This is a genomic window from Morganella psychrotolerans (assembly GCF_001676055.1).
In the GTDB taxonomy this organism is placed as follows: Bacteria; Pseudomonadota; Gammaproteobacteria; order Enterobacterales; family Enterobacteriaceae; genus Morganella; species Morganella psychrotolerans_B.
The window spans coordinates 234,660-248,152 of record NZ_LZEX01000023.1 but is presented as its reverse complement, the minus strand read 5'-3'; the positions used below and the strand labels follow the sequence as shown (position 1 = coordinate 248,152).

The 13,493-nt window shown below is 48.2% G+C and carries 14 protein-coding genes; 4 read left to right on the top strand and 10 right to left on the bottom strand.

Annotated elements, in window-relative coordinates; all coding sequences use genetic code 11:
• Window positions 1–12 precede the first annotated feature (12 nt).
• Both mtnN and btuF read left to right on the top strand, forming a co-directional pair.
• Window positions 13–714 carry a 5'-methylthioadenosine/S-adenosylhomocysteine nucleosidase gene (gene mtnN / locus AYY17_RS13080; RefSeq protein ID WP_067424489.1) on the top strand — a complete coding sequence of 234 codons (702 nt, stop codon included), beginning with the start codon at window positions 13–15 and terminating at the stop codon, window positions 712–714.
• Window positions 711–1,532: a vitamin B12 ABC transporter substrate-binding protein BtuF gene (gene btuF / locus AYY17_RS13075; RefSeq protein ID WP_067424291.1), complete on the top strand. Its 822-nt coding sequence runs from the start codon at window positions 711–713 to the stop codon at window positions 1,530–1,532. The genes mtnN and btuF overlap by 4 nt, the downstream gene beginning before the upstream one ends.
• 74 nt (window positions 1,533–1,606) lie before the next feature.
• On the opposite strand, the gene AYY17_RS13070 is transcribed toward btuF, so the two are convergent.
• Genes AYY17_RS13070 through AYY17_RS13065 form a run of 3 tightly spaced genes read right to left on the bottom strand, consistent with a single transcriptional unit; the run spans window position 1,607 to window position 3,298 of the window.
• Window positions 1,607–1,789: a hypothetical protein gene (locus AYY17_RS13070; RefSeq protein ID WP_067424289.1), complete on the bottom strand. Its 183-nt coding sequence runs from the start codon at window positions 1,787–1,789 to the stop codon at window positions 1,607–1,609.
• Window positions 1,786–1,917: a hypothetical protein gene (locus tag AYY17_RS22565; protein WP_268873033.1), complete on the bottom strand. Its 132-nt coding sequence runs from the start codon at window positions 1,915–1,917 to the stop codon at window positions 1,786–1,788. Before AYY17_RS22565 ends, AYY17_RS13070 begins: the two co-directional genes overlap by 4 nt.
• A complete protein-coding gene (locus tag AYY17_RS13065; protein WP_235845382.1) occupies window positions 1,892–3,298 on the bottom strand; it encodes an anti-phage dCTP deaminase in 1,407 nt (468 codons plus the stop codon). Before AYY17_RS13065 ends, AYY17_RS22565 begins: the two co-directional genes overlap by 26 nt.
• A gap of 331 nt (window positions 3,299–3,629) precedes the next feature.
• On the opposite strand from AYY17_RS13065, the gene AYY17_RS13060 reads away from it, so the two are divergent.
• Window positions 3,630–4,598, top strand: coding sequence for a macro domain-containing protein (locus tag AYY17_RS13060; RefSeq protein WP_067424287.1), 969 nt, complete (start codon window positions 3,630–3,632; stop codon window positions 4,596–4,598).
• Between the two features lie 147 nt (window positions 4,599–4,745).
• On the opposite strand, the gene AYY17_RS13055 is transcribed toward AYY17_RS13060, so the two are convergent.
• From AYY17_RS13055 to erpA, 7 genes are all read right to left on the bottom strand, one after another.
• A complete protein-coding gene (locus AYY17_RS13055; protein WP_067403877.1) occupies window positions 4,746–5,600 on the bottom strand; it encodes a dimethyl sulfoxide reductase anchor subunit family protein in 855 nt (284 codons plus the stop codon).
• A gap of 11 nt (window positions 5,601–5,611) precedes the next feature.
• Window positions 5,612–6,154 (bottom strand): DMSO/selenate family reductase complex B subunit, encoded by a 543-nt coding sequence (locus tag AYY17_RS13050; protein ID WP_067424285.1) that lies wholly within the window; start codon window positions 6,152–6,154, stop codon window positions 5,612–5,614.
• A gap of 15 nt (window positions 6,155–6,169) precedes the next feature.
• Entirely contained in the window at window positions 6,170–8,749 is a 2,580-nt protein-coding gene (locus AYY17_RS13045) for a molybdopterin-dependent oxidoreductase (RefSeq protein WP_067424283.1), read from the bottom strand.
• 35 nt (window positions 8,750–8,784) lie between these two features.
• Window positions 8,785–9,462: a TorD/DmsD family molecular chaperone gene (locus AYY17_RS13040; protein ID WP_067424281.1), complete on the bottom strand. Its 678-nt coding sequence runs from the start codon at window positions 9,460–9,462 to the stop codon at window positions 8,785–8,787.
• Window positions 9,452–10,210 (bottom strand): hypothetical protein, encoded by a 759-nt coding sequence (locus AYY17_RS22340; protein WP_235845381.1) that lies wholly within the window; start codon window positions 10,208–10,210, stop codon window positions 9,452–9,454. Before AYY17_RS22340 ends, AYY17_RS13040 begins: the two co-directional genes overlap by 11 nt.
• A complete protein-coding gene (locus AYY17_RS22335) occupies window positions 10,117–10,800 on the bottom strand; it encodes a radical SAM protein (protein WP_235845380.1) in 684 nt (227 codons plus the stop codon). Before AYY17_RS22335 ends, AYY17_RS22340 begins: the two co-directional genes overlap by 94 nt.
• A 666-nt stretch (window positions 10,801–11,466) precedes the next feature.
• A complete protein-coding gene (erpA, locus tag AYY17_RS13030; protein ID WP_067367774.1) occupies window positions 11,467–11,811 on the bottom strand; it encodes an iron-sulfur cluster insertion protein ErpA in 345 nt (114 codons plus the stop codon).
• 318 nt (window positions 11,812–12,129) lie between these two features.
• On the opposite strand from erpA, the gene hemL reads away from it, so the two are divergent.
• Window positions 12,130–13,410, top strand: a complete 1,281-nt coding sequence (gene hemL, locus AYY17_RS13025) for a glutamate-1-semialdehyde 2,1-aminomutase (RefSeq protein ID WP_067424278.1) — start codon at window positions 12,130–12,132, stop codon at window positions 13,408–13,410.
• Window positions 13,411–13,493: the final 83 nt, after the last annotated feature.

Sequence of the window (13,493 nt, the reverse complement as noted above, 5' to 3'; positions counted from 1 at the left end):
GAGTATGACATAATGAAAGTCGGTATCATAGGTGCGATGGAGCAGGAAGTAACCCTGCTGCGTAATCAGATTACCAACATGCAAACCCTCAGTCACGGCGGTTGTGAAATCTATACCGGACAAATTAACGGCACAGATGTGGCGCTGCTCAAATCCGGCATCGGTAAAGTGGCCGCCGCTATCGGCACCACCCTGCTGCTGGAGCTGTGCAAACCTGATGTGGTCATTAATACCGGCTCTGCGGGCGGTCTGGCAACACATCTGAATGTCGGTGATATCGTCATCTCCACTGAAGTGCGTTATCACGATGCGGATGTCACCGCATTCGGTTATGAACCGGGTCAGATGGCACAATGCCCGCCGGCATTTATTGCCGATGCCGGTCTTATCGCGCTGACAGAAAAATGCATTAAAACGACGGGGCTGAATGCTGTCCGTGGCCTGATCTGCAGCGGTGATGCCTTTATTAACGGTGCAGAGCCGCTGGCACGTATCCGTGCAAACTTCCCGTCCGTGGTTGCGGTTGAAATGGAATCCACCGCGATTGGTCATGTCTGCTATCAGTACAATGTGCCGTTTGTGGTTGTTCGCGCAATCTCTGATGTGGCGGATAAAGCATCTCACCTCAGTTTTGACGAATTCCTGCCTCTGGCAGCAAAGCAGTCTTCCCTGATGGTGACAGAGATCCTCGCCAATATTGATACACTGAGATGATCCCGGTTTCCTGTTTTGTCCGCCGTCTGTGCCTTCCGCTGTTGCTGCTCGCAGCCTGCGGAGCACAGGCCGCCGCACAGAGGGTGATTGCACTGTCGCCCTCTCTGGCTGAAATGGCGTATGCCGCGGGCATGGGTGATAACCTGGTCGGCGTCAGCGCCAATGCGGATTACCCGCCGCAGGCGAAAGATATTGAGCAGGTGTCCAACTGGCAGGGGCTTAATCTTGAGCGCATCATCGCGCTCAAACCCGATCTCATTATGGCCTGGCGCGGTGGTAACCCGCAGCGTCCGCTGAGCCAGCTGGAGCATCTGGGAATAAAAGTTGAGTATTTCGATCCGAAAAACTTAGATGATATCGCAGGCGACCTTGATCGTCTGGCACCCTACAGCGTGCAACCGGCACTGGCTGAAAAAGCCGCAGAAGATATGCGCCGGGGTGTTGAATCACTGAAAACGCGCTATCAGGACAAACAGGAAAAACCGATTTTTCTCCAGTTTGGTCAGAACCCGATTTTTACCGCCTCCGGCGCGACATTACAAAGTGAAGTGGTTTCCCTGTGCCGGGGCAAAAATATCTTTGCTGACAGCCCGGTGCCCTGGCCGCAGGTCAACCGGGAACAGGTACTGACGCGCAAACCGGAAATGATTCTGATATCCGGTGATGAACGGGAAGTCGGCAACGTCCGGCGCTTCTGGTCTCCGCAACTGGATGTGCCCATCATCACAATAAATGCTGATTGGTTCCAGCGTGGCACGCCCCGCCTGTTACAGGCCGCAGAAGTGTTATGTGAGAAGATTAATAATACTGCCGGATAACATCATGGTATAGAAGGCGAATTTATCAGGATTAACGCCACCTGCGGTACGGGTGGCTTATCAATAGAAATGACTCAGGACTTTGTTTCAGTTTCAGAGCTATGCCGAATGGTCGGTTGACGATCATAAAGTGGATTTTCGTGATTATTATTTCTGATACTATCACTATTTTCACGCTTCCATGCCGGCCATCCGTCAACAATTTCTTTGGATTCTCTTATATGGTTTAAAAATGCTTCTTTTTCGTCATCATTCATTTTATTTTCTCCATCATATCAACTAATTGTGATGCTGCATAACGTTCTCTTTCAATATAAGATGAAGGAAGCATTACCGTTTTAAGTTTAGCATTTTCACGATTAAAATCTATTTTTTTTTCCTTCATGATCTTTTCTTTTTATTATGTTTCCGATACCAATATTCATTGAGAACAACTTGAAAAATGATTTTGGTCCTACACCAACGAATGGTTCAAAAATCACTTTATTATGTTTTTTATCTTTATCTGCATCTATAAGAGAAATTGAATCATTATGAAATTCCAATGCTTTACTTTTCGGATATGGCTCAATATATAAAACTCTTTTAATACCCGATGCAATAATATGCTTTGCACAATTATGACATGGGAATGTAGTACAATAAAGAGTAGCATTTTTTGTTGATATATTATTTCTTGCACAAGATAACACTGCCTCCATTTCAGCATGAACAACTCTGCCGTACTCTGTGATATCTTTTATTTTTGACTTTCTTAATCTTATTTTTATTTCCTTCAGTTGTTCTGAAGTAAGTTCAATATTGGAATCATTCTCAAGATCATCAATAATGCTATCAATAATATTAGTCTGTTCATTTTTATTTGAATCAAACCCCCTTATATAGTCCCGTCCATCCTGATAGTCTTCTATTTTTTTATTGTCAATATTATATTCGGGCCAGTACAAACCACCACCATAAGCGGGTACATCATTTGCTCCCGTGGATAGGATCTGATTATCATTTGTCACCACAGCGCCGACTTGCCGCGATAAATCAGCCGAACGTAGCGACGCTGAGAATGCCATAAACATCGCATATTCATCAAAAGTTGGTGTAATGTATGGATGACCAAATATCAAATCAATTATACGTTTTGTATCATTTGAAAGTTTAGATGGACTTCCATCATAATTTATAAAAAAGTCGGATAAATGGTAAGTATCACGTGTTTTCTGTCCATATTTATGGGATTCATCACTATCCCTGTCTATTAGTTCCTCTGCTTCTTCTTCTGTCATATTTTTTTTAGTTAACTCCGATAATCTTAACGATTCAGATGAATAAACACCTATCAGAAAAAAACCATCAGAATATATTTTCCGTAACTCATGAACTTCATCAGGTGTTTTTAATGATGAAATGATAAATGCAACCCGTCCTAACGGATTGTCTTTTTTTGCTTTCTTTTTATTGATATTTCTGTAAAAACTAATATTTGCAGCAACTGCTTTAGCCATAAATGCATTATCTTTTGTTTTTTCTCTTAATGTATTTCCTTTTTCTATTAAGTAATTAACTCTGTCACATCTTTTAGGGGGAGCATCAAATTCACTACTCAGAACCGATATTACATGCTCTGATATTTTTATCATTTTTATATTATAACTAAAGAAATTAAATTGATCTTTAAGATTGTCAATTACCTGATTTAAATCAACACCTACAGCCCCGACCAAACCAATGACTATTTCTGAATCCTGATATCCATTGTAATTATATTCCATATGGCACCCTATCAAAAAAGAATAAATACTAGTGTGTATAAAAATAATTTCAGTGACCAATATCTATATTTCAATGACGACAAATTATTTAAATTGAACTCCAAATAATATATTAGCTAATTATTTTTACTTAGATAATTTTTTATTTTCACAACAAACCCAAGAAGATTCTGATATCAGTCGGTGCCGGAGAAAGCGACAATGTCAGAGGATTCTGGTCTCCGCAACCGGATAATTTATAATCTGAATAATTCCGGATTGGTTCGGGGCATATCTGCCTGTGATTAAAGGCCGCGGAGGAATTGAGTGAAAAAAGAAACGGACTGCAACGATGATTAAATACCTTAAAGGCGATTTACTGAGATCGGATGCCCGGGGTCTGGTTAACGCGGTTAACTGCCAGGGTGTAATGGGGAAAGGAATAGCCTATCAATTCAAACTGGATTATCCGATAAATGCACGGGCCTATGAGGCGTTGTGTAAAAGCAATAAGATCGGTATCGGACAGTTATCCGTTACCGAAGAGCACGGCCGGAATATTATTAATTTTCCGACCCGTGACAAATGGGACTCTCCCTCCGGCTATGAATTTATCGAAAATGGCCTGCGGGAACTGAAAGCACTGATTAAAAAACAGGGACTGAAATCGGTGGCAATGCCCGCACTCGGCTGTGGCAGCGGCGGGCTGGACTGGCGTCAGGTGGATAACCTGATCCAGACTCACCTGGGTGAATTAACCGATGTTGATATCATGGTGTATCCGCCGGCGAAATATATTGATGACCGTATCAGCCCGCGCCATGTATTAGTCTGGTGGATTGATAACTGCCTGCTGATCCCATCCCGCTATAATCTGTATGTTGCAATTTATATTCTGCAGCGGCTCAGCGGGGTGAATCTGTTTAATTTCAGCGGCACCATCAGCACCCTGCATTCAGATGATGTGGATGCCTACGTCAATGAATTACGTGACTGGATTGCTAATCATGGTATTGATTTTAATACATTGATTGATGTTCAGATCAAACTGAACCGGGAGAATCCGGAGAATCCGCTGCCGGCGTTTGATCATTACCTGAACCGGGTGATGGGCTCACTTAATCCACTGACATACAGTGATCAGTCACTGATGCTGGCGATGGTGATTGACGGGTTATTACAGGGCAAGCCGATTAAAGAAATCACCACTATTCTGCGCGAACGTTATCAGGCGCGTGATATTGATTTTGTTCTTTATCAGGCAAAAAATGGCGGGTTGCTGAAAGATAATATTTTAGGAGAAGTGATCCTGACCCGCTGATTACCCTCTGCCCTCTGTAAGTACAGCATAAAAAAATCCGGATGCATTCTCATCCGGATTTTTTTTATCGATGATTCAATTAATTATATACCCAACGTCATTCAGGATGCAGCCAACGAACCTGCAGGTTGAATGAATAAGAGTATATCAGCCACCGAGAGAGAAGAAGACTACCCTGCCCACCGCTTCCCCGGCAAAAACACAGACTGTTGCCAGTGACATTATCAGCGTGGCATTGGTTATCTCAGCCTGTTTCTGACACAGCAGACGCCCGGCAAAAAATAATCCCAGACCAATCAGTACAACACGGATAATATTCAGGCTCAGCAATCCTTCCGGCATCGCCCGTGGTGTCATACCCATATAGATTGGCTCGCCGATATTACCCAGCAGCGACAGTGCGCCCAGCAGCATCAGCAGAAGCCCTGCCACACCTGCCGCCAGTGCAATTTTTACGACACGGCGGATCAGTTCATCTTCACGGGCATAGCCCAGTGCTGTTACCAGCAGCAGTGCAGAGATTATCCCGCCTGTCAGCAGCATCGTCCCGGCAAAACCGGCAAATGTGAACAAACCACTCCACAGCGTGAACAGGGTATCGGCGTAAAGGGCAGACATCGCATACATATACACCAGCCCTGCTGCGGCACTTAACAGCAGCAGCAAACCATTCACTTTCTGTTTTAACAGCAGCAGTGCAACACTGAGGAACAACAACCCCATATAGACAGCGGTTGCCAGAACCTCACGGCTCATCCACGATGAAGAAACGTGCATCAGGGTGTAAAACATGTGCAGCGGATTTCCCATGTGGAACAGGGAGCCGAGCAACCCGGCGCAGCCCAGCAGGAAGCTCGCGATCAGTGGCGCACGCACCCATTTCATCGCAATTTGAGGATCTTTGCTGCCGAACAGACGGAAATAGCAGAGCAATGTGATCACCAGACAGCCGACTGACGCCTGCATAAATAAGGTGAATATAACAAGAGGCAGTTCATGCATGATAATTCTCCTTATCCTTTCATCCCGACCACAAGGTTCGGTTTGGTAATGGATGAGCTTGGCAGCCCGGCGATATCCGCGTTCGTACCGTGTTTTTTACGCAGTTCACTGATAAGACCGAACTCAATTGCACGCATCGGACAGGAATCCACACACATCGGATTACCGCCCTGCTCACGCAGATCCAGGCAGGTATCGCACTTGGTCATCATCCCGATAGCGGGGTCAAACTGCGGCGCTTCATACGGACACGCCCAGGTGCAATAACGGCAGCCCACACATTTATCATGATCCACCAGCACCACACCATCCTCTTCCCGCTTATGCATTGCCGTGGTCGGGCAATGGCTGACACACTGCGGGTCGTCACAATGGTTACAGGCGATGGAGAGATGCCAGCGGCGCGGGCGTGGATACTCACCAACCTCAATGTCATAAACCCGGCGGAAATTACGCCCGACCTCGAGATCGTTCTTATCCTTACACGCCACAACACAGGTTTTACAACCGATGCAGGCAGCGACATTAATATAAAATCCTACTTGTTTGTCCATATCTGTCTGTGCCCCTTATCCGATGATCCGCTGCGGCAGTCGCGCATCTTCTGTCAACTGTTCGCCATGCCATTTTTCGATATTACACAGCATCGTGTTCCATCCGGATGTTCCAAGCCCGGTCGGCACCTGAATAGTCAGTGTGTTATCCGCCCCCGCCATATCAATGCCGGTGGTTTCATCCACATTGGTCCAGCTGCCGTGCGGCAGAGCGATCACGCCGGGTTTCATGGTCTGGGTGACCAGCGCCGGGCGCAGAATTTTACCCTGCGGGCTGGTGACCATAACGGTTTCACCCTGCTTAATATCCAGGCGTTTTGCATCGGAAGCGTTAATATAGACAGGGCTCGGCCACTGCTCGCGCAGCCACGGCACGTTATCCAGCGTACTGTGTGAGCGCCGCAGATAGTGCGGGTTATAGACCTGGAACGGATAATCACCTTTCTCTTTTTTGGCGAAATCACTGAAACTGGCTTCATAGCCGCTGGCGGACGGAATATACTCAGGAATAGGCGGTAATTCAGTCCAGCCGCACTCTTTTGCTTTCTCAACCAGGGTTTCACAGTAGATTTCAAACTTACCGCTCGGTGTCGGACGCGGGTTTGCTGCCGGGTCGCGGATAAAGTCTTCATAGGCAATATAACTGTAGTTATCATCCGCCGTACGCTCTACCTGATACTTCCCTTTGGTCAGGAATTCATTGAGCGTGATGCGCCCTTCCTGCGGCGTACCGGTTACCTGCCATTCATCAATATCAGCCTGAGTGACCGTAAACAGCGGTGCTTTGCTAACACCGTCTTCCGTGATGATAGTGGCACCATTCAGTTTATTGAAAAACTGCTGTTTTTCAGAGATTGGGAAGATCTCATCCACATTCACACCCAGGCGTTTACCCAGCTCTTTTGCTATCCACTGATCACTTTTCGCCTCATACAGTGGCGGAGTGACATTCACCGCGGCAATAATAACTTCGCGGTTACTCGGATTAAGAATGGTTCCCTCGCGCTCCCACTCTGTCGTCACCGGCAGGATCAGATCAGAATATTTCGCACAGGTATGCGGGACATACGCGGCGGTCGCGATAAACTCAACCCCCTGACGATAGGCTTCGATTCCCTGCATGATATTGGCGCGGGTCTGCAATGTGGCGTTAAACGGATGAAAAATCATCTGAATATTGGCATCCACATCACCTGTACCGCGCTGGCGGAATTTTTTCTCCAGCAATGCGCGGTTCAGTTCGTTGTGATTGATTTTCAGGCTGACCGGGTTTTTCACCGCAGGCAACCCGTTTGCACCGGCGACCACCAGCCGTGTTCCGTTATTACCTGCCGCAAAGTGACAACTCACCCCGGTCATACGCCCCGGACGCCCCATATGCCCGGTCATAAATCCGAGCGTTGAAAACGCCTGAACCCATCCTTCACCGTTATGAATACGGGCAGGCGCCCAGCCGGTTAACAGCGCCACCCGCTGTGTGCCGCCGATTTGGCGTGCCAGCGAGCGGATATCAGACGCCGGAATTCCGGTAATGTCCGATGCCCATTCCGGGGTTTTCGGTTCACCGCTGTAGGTTCCCAGCAGGTAATCTTTGAAGTTTTTCTGACGATCCGCACCCGCAGGCATATTGGTTTCATCAAAGCCCACTGTGCAGCGGCGCAGGAAATCCCAGTCAATCAGCGGGTTCGCCGGGCTGTCCATTTCCAGCAGTGCGGACATAATGCCCAGCGCCAGCGCGTGGTCGGTTCCCGGATTGATCGGATACCAGTCTGCATCCATCAGTTCTGCCGTTGCCGTGTAGCTCGGATCAATACTGATAAAACGCGCACCGGCTTTTTTCGCCTGATAATAGTTATACGTCGGGCTGCCCGGACTGCTCCAGGCCGGGTTCGCACCCCACATCACAATCAGCTGTGAGTTGCGCATATCAAAGCGGTCATTGGTGCCGAAGGTGTAAAATCCTTCCAGCAGACCCAGGTGTGCCGGGGTTTCAAACCAGGCGCCCCAGGAGGTGGTTCCCCAGTCACCGGTAAAACCGCCTGCTTTGGCGAACACGCTCTGGAAATCCGTACCGTTCCCGCCGGTCACCCAGAGAGATTCGTTGCCGTGCTGCCCGGTGATCCGTTTGGTTTCAGAAGCGACGATATCCAGCGCCTCATCCCAACTGATGCGCACCCACTGGTCGCGCCCGCGCAAGGTTTTATCCCCGCCGCCCGGTGCCCAACCTTTGCGTTTCATCGGGTATTTCAGGCGATCTGCACCGAAAACCTGTTTACGCTGTGAGCGCCCGCGCAGACATCCGCGCTGCTGCGGGAAGTCCGGCGAGTCGGCAACCACATCATCGGTTTTTTGTCTGACTACCACGCCATCAACAACCAGCGCTTTGTTTACACAGCGCCCGCCGCAGTTATGCCAGCAGGCGACCGGTTTCCACTGCCCTTTGGCAGCAGTCCCGGCGTCGGGCGTTGTTTTTTCCGGTGCCGGTGTCGCAGCATGAAGTTGTCTGCTTAACGGCAGTGCAGCCATAGCTGATGCCGCTGTCGTCCATTTTACAAATGAACGGCGGGTTAAGCCTGTTTTTTGTCTGTCTGACATTGCTCATACCTCATCATCAGGTTTTAAAATTATTATTATAAATTTATTAATTCATTGATTTTTTTATGGTCGTTACGGGTAAAAACTTCAAGAAGAATACTGAACTGACGGTAAAACACCGTCTCTGCGTGATTATTCAGTTCACGGCAAAACGGCGTCATAAAGGCCAGTAAATGCGTCTGCATAAATTCAGCTGACGCCTGCAACGGCGCGGTAATATCCCCAATCTGTTCACGATCAAGCGCCTGTGACGCTTTCACACTCAAATTCCACAGAAAATCAAGCTCGTAGCCGATATGGTCGGCGGCTTCATACTCTGTTTCCGGCAGATGAAATCCGTGCTGCTGATAAAAGGTTTTGACACTCAGAGTGCTTTCCTGGAACAACAATTTATCCCGCGAGACATACACTGACTCCCAGGGCGCGGCAGGCGGGGATTCCGGCCCGATAAACAACCGGGTGAAATCCCAGTGCAGGGTTTCAAAATCGGATGCACCGCTTTTAAGCATACGGGTGTTCAAATCATCCTGCATTGCATCCAGCGCGGTCTGCATGGCTGGCAGGCTCTCATCGGCGGGGAACAGAGACAGCCCCTCATCGCGCAGATAAACAAGCAGCTCTGCTGTCGGCTCTTCTGTCAGCAGGCGGCGTAATACGTCATAAGCAAACTGACGCGCATACAGATAATCAAGTTCCCGGCTGTCACTGCTCACATACACCTCCGTGTATATCATCAGGCGAAAATTCAGCGGGTGTGGTGAATTCCACCCGCACTTCTTTAATTAACGGATTGCCCTGCCCGTCGTCTTCCGCAATATGAGAAGTAAGGGCAACAGGTAGATCGGGGAAAGAGGTCAGATGCATAATCGATTCAGGATTGAATTGTAAAAAATCATGCAGAATATCTTCATGAAACGGCAGACCAGCCTCACGCAGGATAGCGGCGACACATGAACAATCGTCACCGAACACCTTGGCGCTTTTGAAAAAATAGTCACGGGAAGAAAAAAGATAATGCGGACCCGCATTACAGAAAGCATTGTTCTGATACACCTGCCCGGTGTGTTTGTTTTCCAGCGAGCAATAATGCACGCCGGTGGAAAGGTTATTTTCCAGAGCAAATTTCAGCACCCGCAGACAGGCAAGTTCACTGTCGGCAACCGCCAGCCCGCCCGCGTACCAGTAGTTGTAATAGACTTCATAGGGCGGATTTTTCAGGGCAAAGCCCCGTGCCTGATATTCAGGACTATTGGTCAGCGGAAAGCAGAACTCCAGCAGATTAATACCGTCGATACCGATAGCGTCCAGTTTCAGCAGCAGTTCGTTCATCTGTTCTTCACTGCCCGGGATAACCGGCATCTCCACCATCACATCGGGGAAAATCTCCCGCGCCAGTGCGATACGGCTGAGTACTTTTTCCCGTTTTTCCGGCGGATCGTCAATTTTGATACTGAAACGCACTCTTTCAGACCCGCTGCCGCCAGTGCCAACGCAGTATTGCGATCCAACGGATCCCCTGCGGTATAAAGTCTGGTATGAACGCCCGGCAGTTTTTCCTGTACTGTCTCAAAGAAACGGATACTTTCCTGACGGAACAGCAGCGGCTCGCCGCCGGTCAGTGCAATATGGCTCAGCGGATAGCCCTCTTGCGCAATCGCATTCACTTCACCAATGGCATCGCGCATTTCATGCTGAAAACCATCGTAATTTTCCTGGTTCGGATTGAAACAAAAATAGCAGTCGCGGTGGCATTTCAGCGATAAAAACGTGGTATAGCTGCCCTCGCCCGTGCGACATTGCACACAGGCACCGGACAGCCATTTGCTGTGAATACTTTTGCCGTTATTCGAAAACGTTGCCCCCAGCGCTTTTACTTCACTACGCAATGTATCAATCTGCACCTGACGCCGGTATGGCGCTTCAAATGTCAGTCCATACTGCGCAATCGCCTGCTGCGTCTGTTTTTCAATATCGAGATAGCGCTGCGCGTAGCGCTGCAATGTGCTGTTGCGGTAAGTGCTCAGGTGCTGCTCTGTCAGCGGATAAATCATGGCTGTTCCTTTACGTATATTGCCGGGGACAGTCGGCAGGGGTCACGATTTGATGGTTAACAGCCGGTGATGTGATTCACGCCGGGTTATTCTCATATTTACGGAGGAATAGGTGTAATATTTTTACATCTTTAGTGTAGAGGAATGAAATATAAGGTCATTGAGCAGGATCAAAAAATGTTTTCACCTTTATTATCCTGTAACTTATTATCGATATAAATATAGATATATAACGATTATAAAGAGAACGTAATATCATTAATATGACAACAAATCACAAATGAAATTAAATTCCTTTAAAATCAAACGATAAAAGATATCTTCCGGTTTTTACATAATGCAGGGATGCTGAATAAAGTAACTAACATTTTATTTAATGCTTCATTTCACTCTAAAATCATAAAGATTTTAAATAATATTATTTTGTTTCATTTTGTTAATTTACCCGTATTAATAACCATAAACTGCCATACCAGAACTGTTATTAATAATATTAAAATATCTTATTTTAGCCGGAGATTCTTTATTTCCCCGCATACCGGAATAATATAGCACGCGTACACCTGTTAACTCTGCGCTATATCCATCCTGTAGTGTTATCCACTTTTTACCCGATAAAAAAACGGACGCCTGCGCGTCCGTTCTTGATAGCTGCCGGTAATTCAATCAGATACTGAATGAAGAACCACAGCCGCAGGTTGTTTTGGCATTCGGATTGGTGACGATAAACCGCGAGCCTTCCAGCCCTTCAGTATAATCCACACAACCGCCGACCAGATATTGCAGACTCATCGGGTCAACCACCAGCGCCACACCTTCTTTCTCGATAGTCATGTCGCCGTCATTCATGGCATCATCAAAGGTGAAACCATACTGAAACCCGCTGCACCCGCCGCCGGTGATATAAACACGCAGGCGCAGGTTCGGATTTTCTTCATCCGAAATCAGAATTTTTACTTTTTTAGCTGCCGCATCCGTAAATTGCAGGGGCAGTGCTGAATCATCGCTCATTTATTACTCCAGACTGGCCGCGACCAGTAAACACACTCAGAAAGCTGTCAGCTCCCGGACATTATTATCAATTATCTACCACCTCACGGAATCGTTCAAGTTTCGCCACACATAAAGCATAGTAACCATATTATTAATAAGGATATATATCCTTATTCATTCAAACCGCAGGTTCGTTGGCCGCGTTCAGCCCGCCGGCCTGCATCTTGAATGACATTGGATATAGTCCTCACAAGAATAATGTGACAAGTTGGATTCAGCCGCGCTCTCCATTACACTGTGATCAACTTTCTGCTCACTGACTGACGGGAGTCCTGAATGAGCCGCTCTGAAACCTTATATACCGAAGCACAGCACTTTATCCCCGGCGGAGTAAATTCCCCGGTCCGCGCGTTTAACGGCGTCGGCGGCACTCCGCTGTTTATTGAACGCGCCAACGGTGCGTATATCTATGATGTTGACGGCAAAGCCTACATTGACTATGTCGGCTCCTGGGGGCCGATGGTGCTGGGCCATAACCACCCTGCTATCCGCACCGCGGTTATCAAAGCGGTTGAAAAAGGGCTGAGTTTCGGCGCCCCGACGGCTGATGAAGTGGAAATGGCTAAATTTGTCACCGAACTGGTGCCGTCCATGGACATGGTGCGCATGGTGAACTCCGGAACGGAAGCGACCATGAGCGCTATCCGCCTGGCGCGTGGTTACACCGCCCGCGATAAAATTATCAAGTTTGAGGGCTGCTATCACGGACACGCAGACTGCCTGTTAGTCAAAGCTGGTTCCGGCGCACTGACTATCGGGCAGCCAAACTCACCGGGTGTGCCGGCGGATTTCGCCAAACACACGCTGACCTGCACCTATAATGACCTGGGTTCTGTCCGCGAAGCCTTTGAAAAACATCCTCACGATGTTGCCTGTATTATTGTCGAGCCGGTGGCCGGTAATATGAACTGCATTCCGCCGGCCGCTGATTTCCTGCCGGGGCTGCGTGCATTGTGTGATGAATTCGGCGCACTGCTGATTATCGATGAAGTGATGACCGGCTTTCGTGTCGCTCTCGGCGGCGCGCAGGCATATTATGATGTTGAGCCGGATCTGACCTGCCTGGGTAAAATTATCGGCGGCGGAATGCCGGTCGGTGCATTCGGCGGGCGTGGTGAGATCATGGAAAAACTCGCGCCGACAGGCCCGGTTTACCAGGCGGGCACGCTCTCCGGTAATCCGATTGCCATGGCAGCCGGTCTTGCCTGCTTACAGGAAATTTCACAGCCGGGTGTGCATCAGCGCCTGACTGAACTGACAGAGATGCTGGCTGAAGGTCTGACTGCGAAAGCAGAACAGGCGGGCATTCCGCTGGTGGTCAATCATGTCGGCGGGATGTTCGGTATCTTCTTTACTGATTCACCGACTGTCACCTGCTATCAGGATGTGATGAATTGTGATGTGGAGCGCTTCAAAAAGTTCTTTCATCTGATGCTGGAAAAAGGCATTTATCTCGCTCCATCCGCCTTTGAAGCCGGGTTTATGTCTGTCGCACACAGTGATGAAGATATCCGCAAAACCATTGATGCAGCCGCTTACGCGTTTTCGGAACTGTAACTGACTGCTGATGAACCGTGCCCGGATCCGGGCGCGTTTTTTTTTACTTGCATTCTGTGTTTCTCTGCCTAAAATTCACCTTG

Bases quoted from the DNA above. Each gene is read 5' to 3' on its own strand.
- mtnN (WP_067424489.1), top strand. From the start codon at position 13: ATGAAAGTCGGTATCATAGGTGCGATGGAGCAGGAAGTAACCCTGCTG.
- btuF (WP_067424291.1), top strand. From the start codon at position 711: ATGATCCCGGTTTCCTGTTTTGTCCGCCGTCTGTGCCTTCCGCTGTTG.
- AYY17_RS13070 (WP_067424289.1), bottom strand. From the start codon at position 1,789: ATGAATGATGACGAAAAAGAAGCATTTTTAAACCATATAAGAGAATCC.
- AYY17_RS22565 (WP_268873033.1), bottom strand. From the start codon at position 1,917: ATGAAGGAAAAAAAAATAGATTTTAATCGTGAAAATGCTAAACTTAAA.
- AYY17_RS13065 (WP_235845382.1), bottom strand. From the start codon at position 3,298: ATGGAATATAATTACAATGGATATCAGGATTCAGAAATAGTCATTGGT.
- AYY17_RS13060 (WP_067424287.1), top strand. From the start codon at position 3,630: ATGATTAAATACCTTAAAGGCGATTTACTGAGATCGGATGCCCGGGGT.
- AYY17_RS13055 (WP_067403877.1), bottom strand. From the start codon at position 5,600: ATGCATGAACTGCCTCTTGTTATATTCACCTTATTTATGCAGGCGTCA.
- AYY17_RS13050 (WP_067424285.1), bottom strand. From the start codon at position 6,154: ATGGACAAACAAGTAGGATTTTATATTAATGTCGCTGCCTGCATCGGT.
- AYY17_RS13045 (WP_067424283.1), bottom strand. From the start codon at position 8,749: ATGTCAGACAGACAAAAAACAGGCTTAACCCGCCGTTCATTTGTAAAA.
- AYY17_RS22335 (WP_235845380.1), bottom strand. From the start codon at position 10,800: ATGATTTATCCGCTGACAGAGCAGCACCTGAGCACTTACCGCAACAGC.
- erpA (WP_067367774.1), bottom strand. From the start codon at position 11,811: ATGAGCGATGATTCAGCACTGCCCCTGCAATTTACGGATGCGGCAGCT.
- hemL (WP_067424278.1), top strand. From the start codon at position 12,130: ATGAGCCGCTCTGAAACCTTATATACCGAAGCACAGCACTTTATCCCC.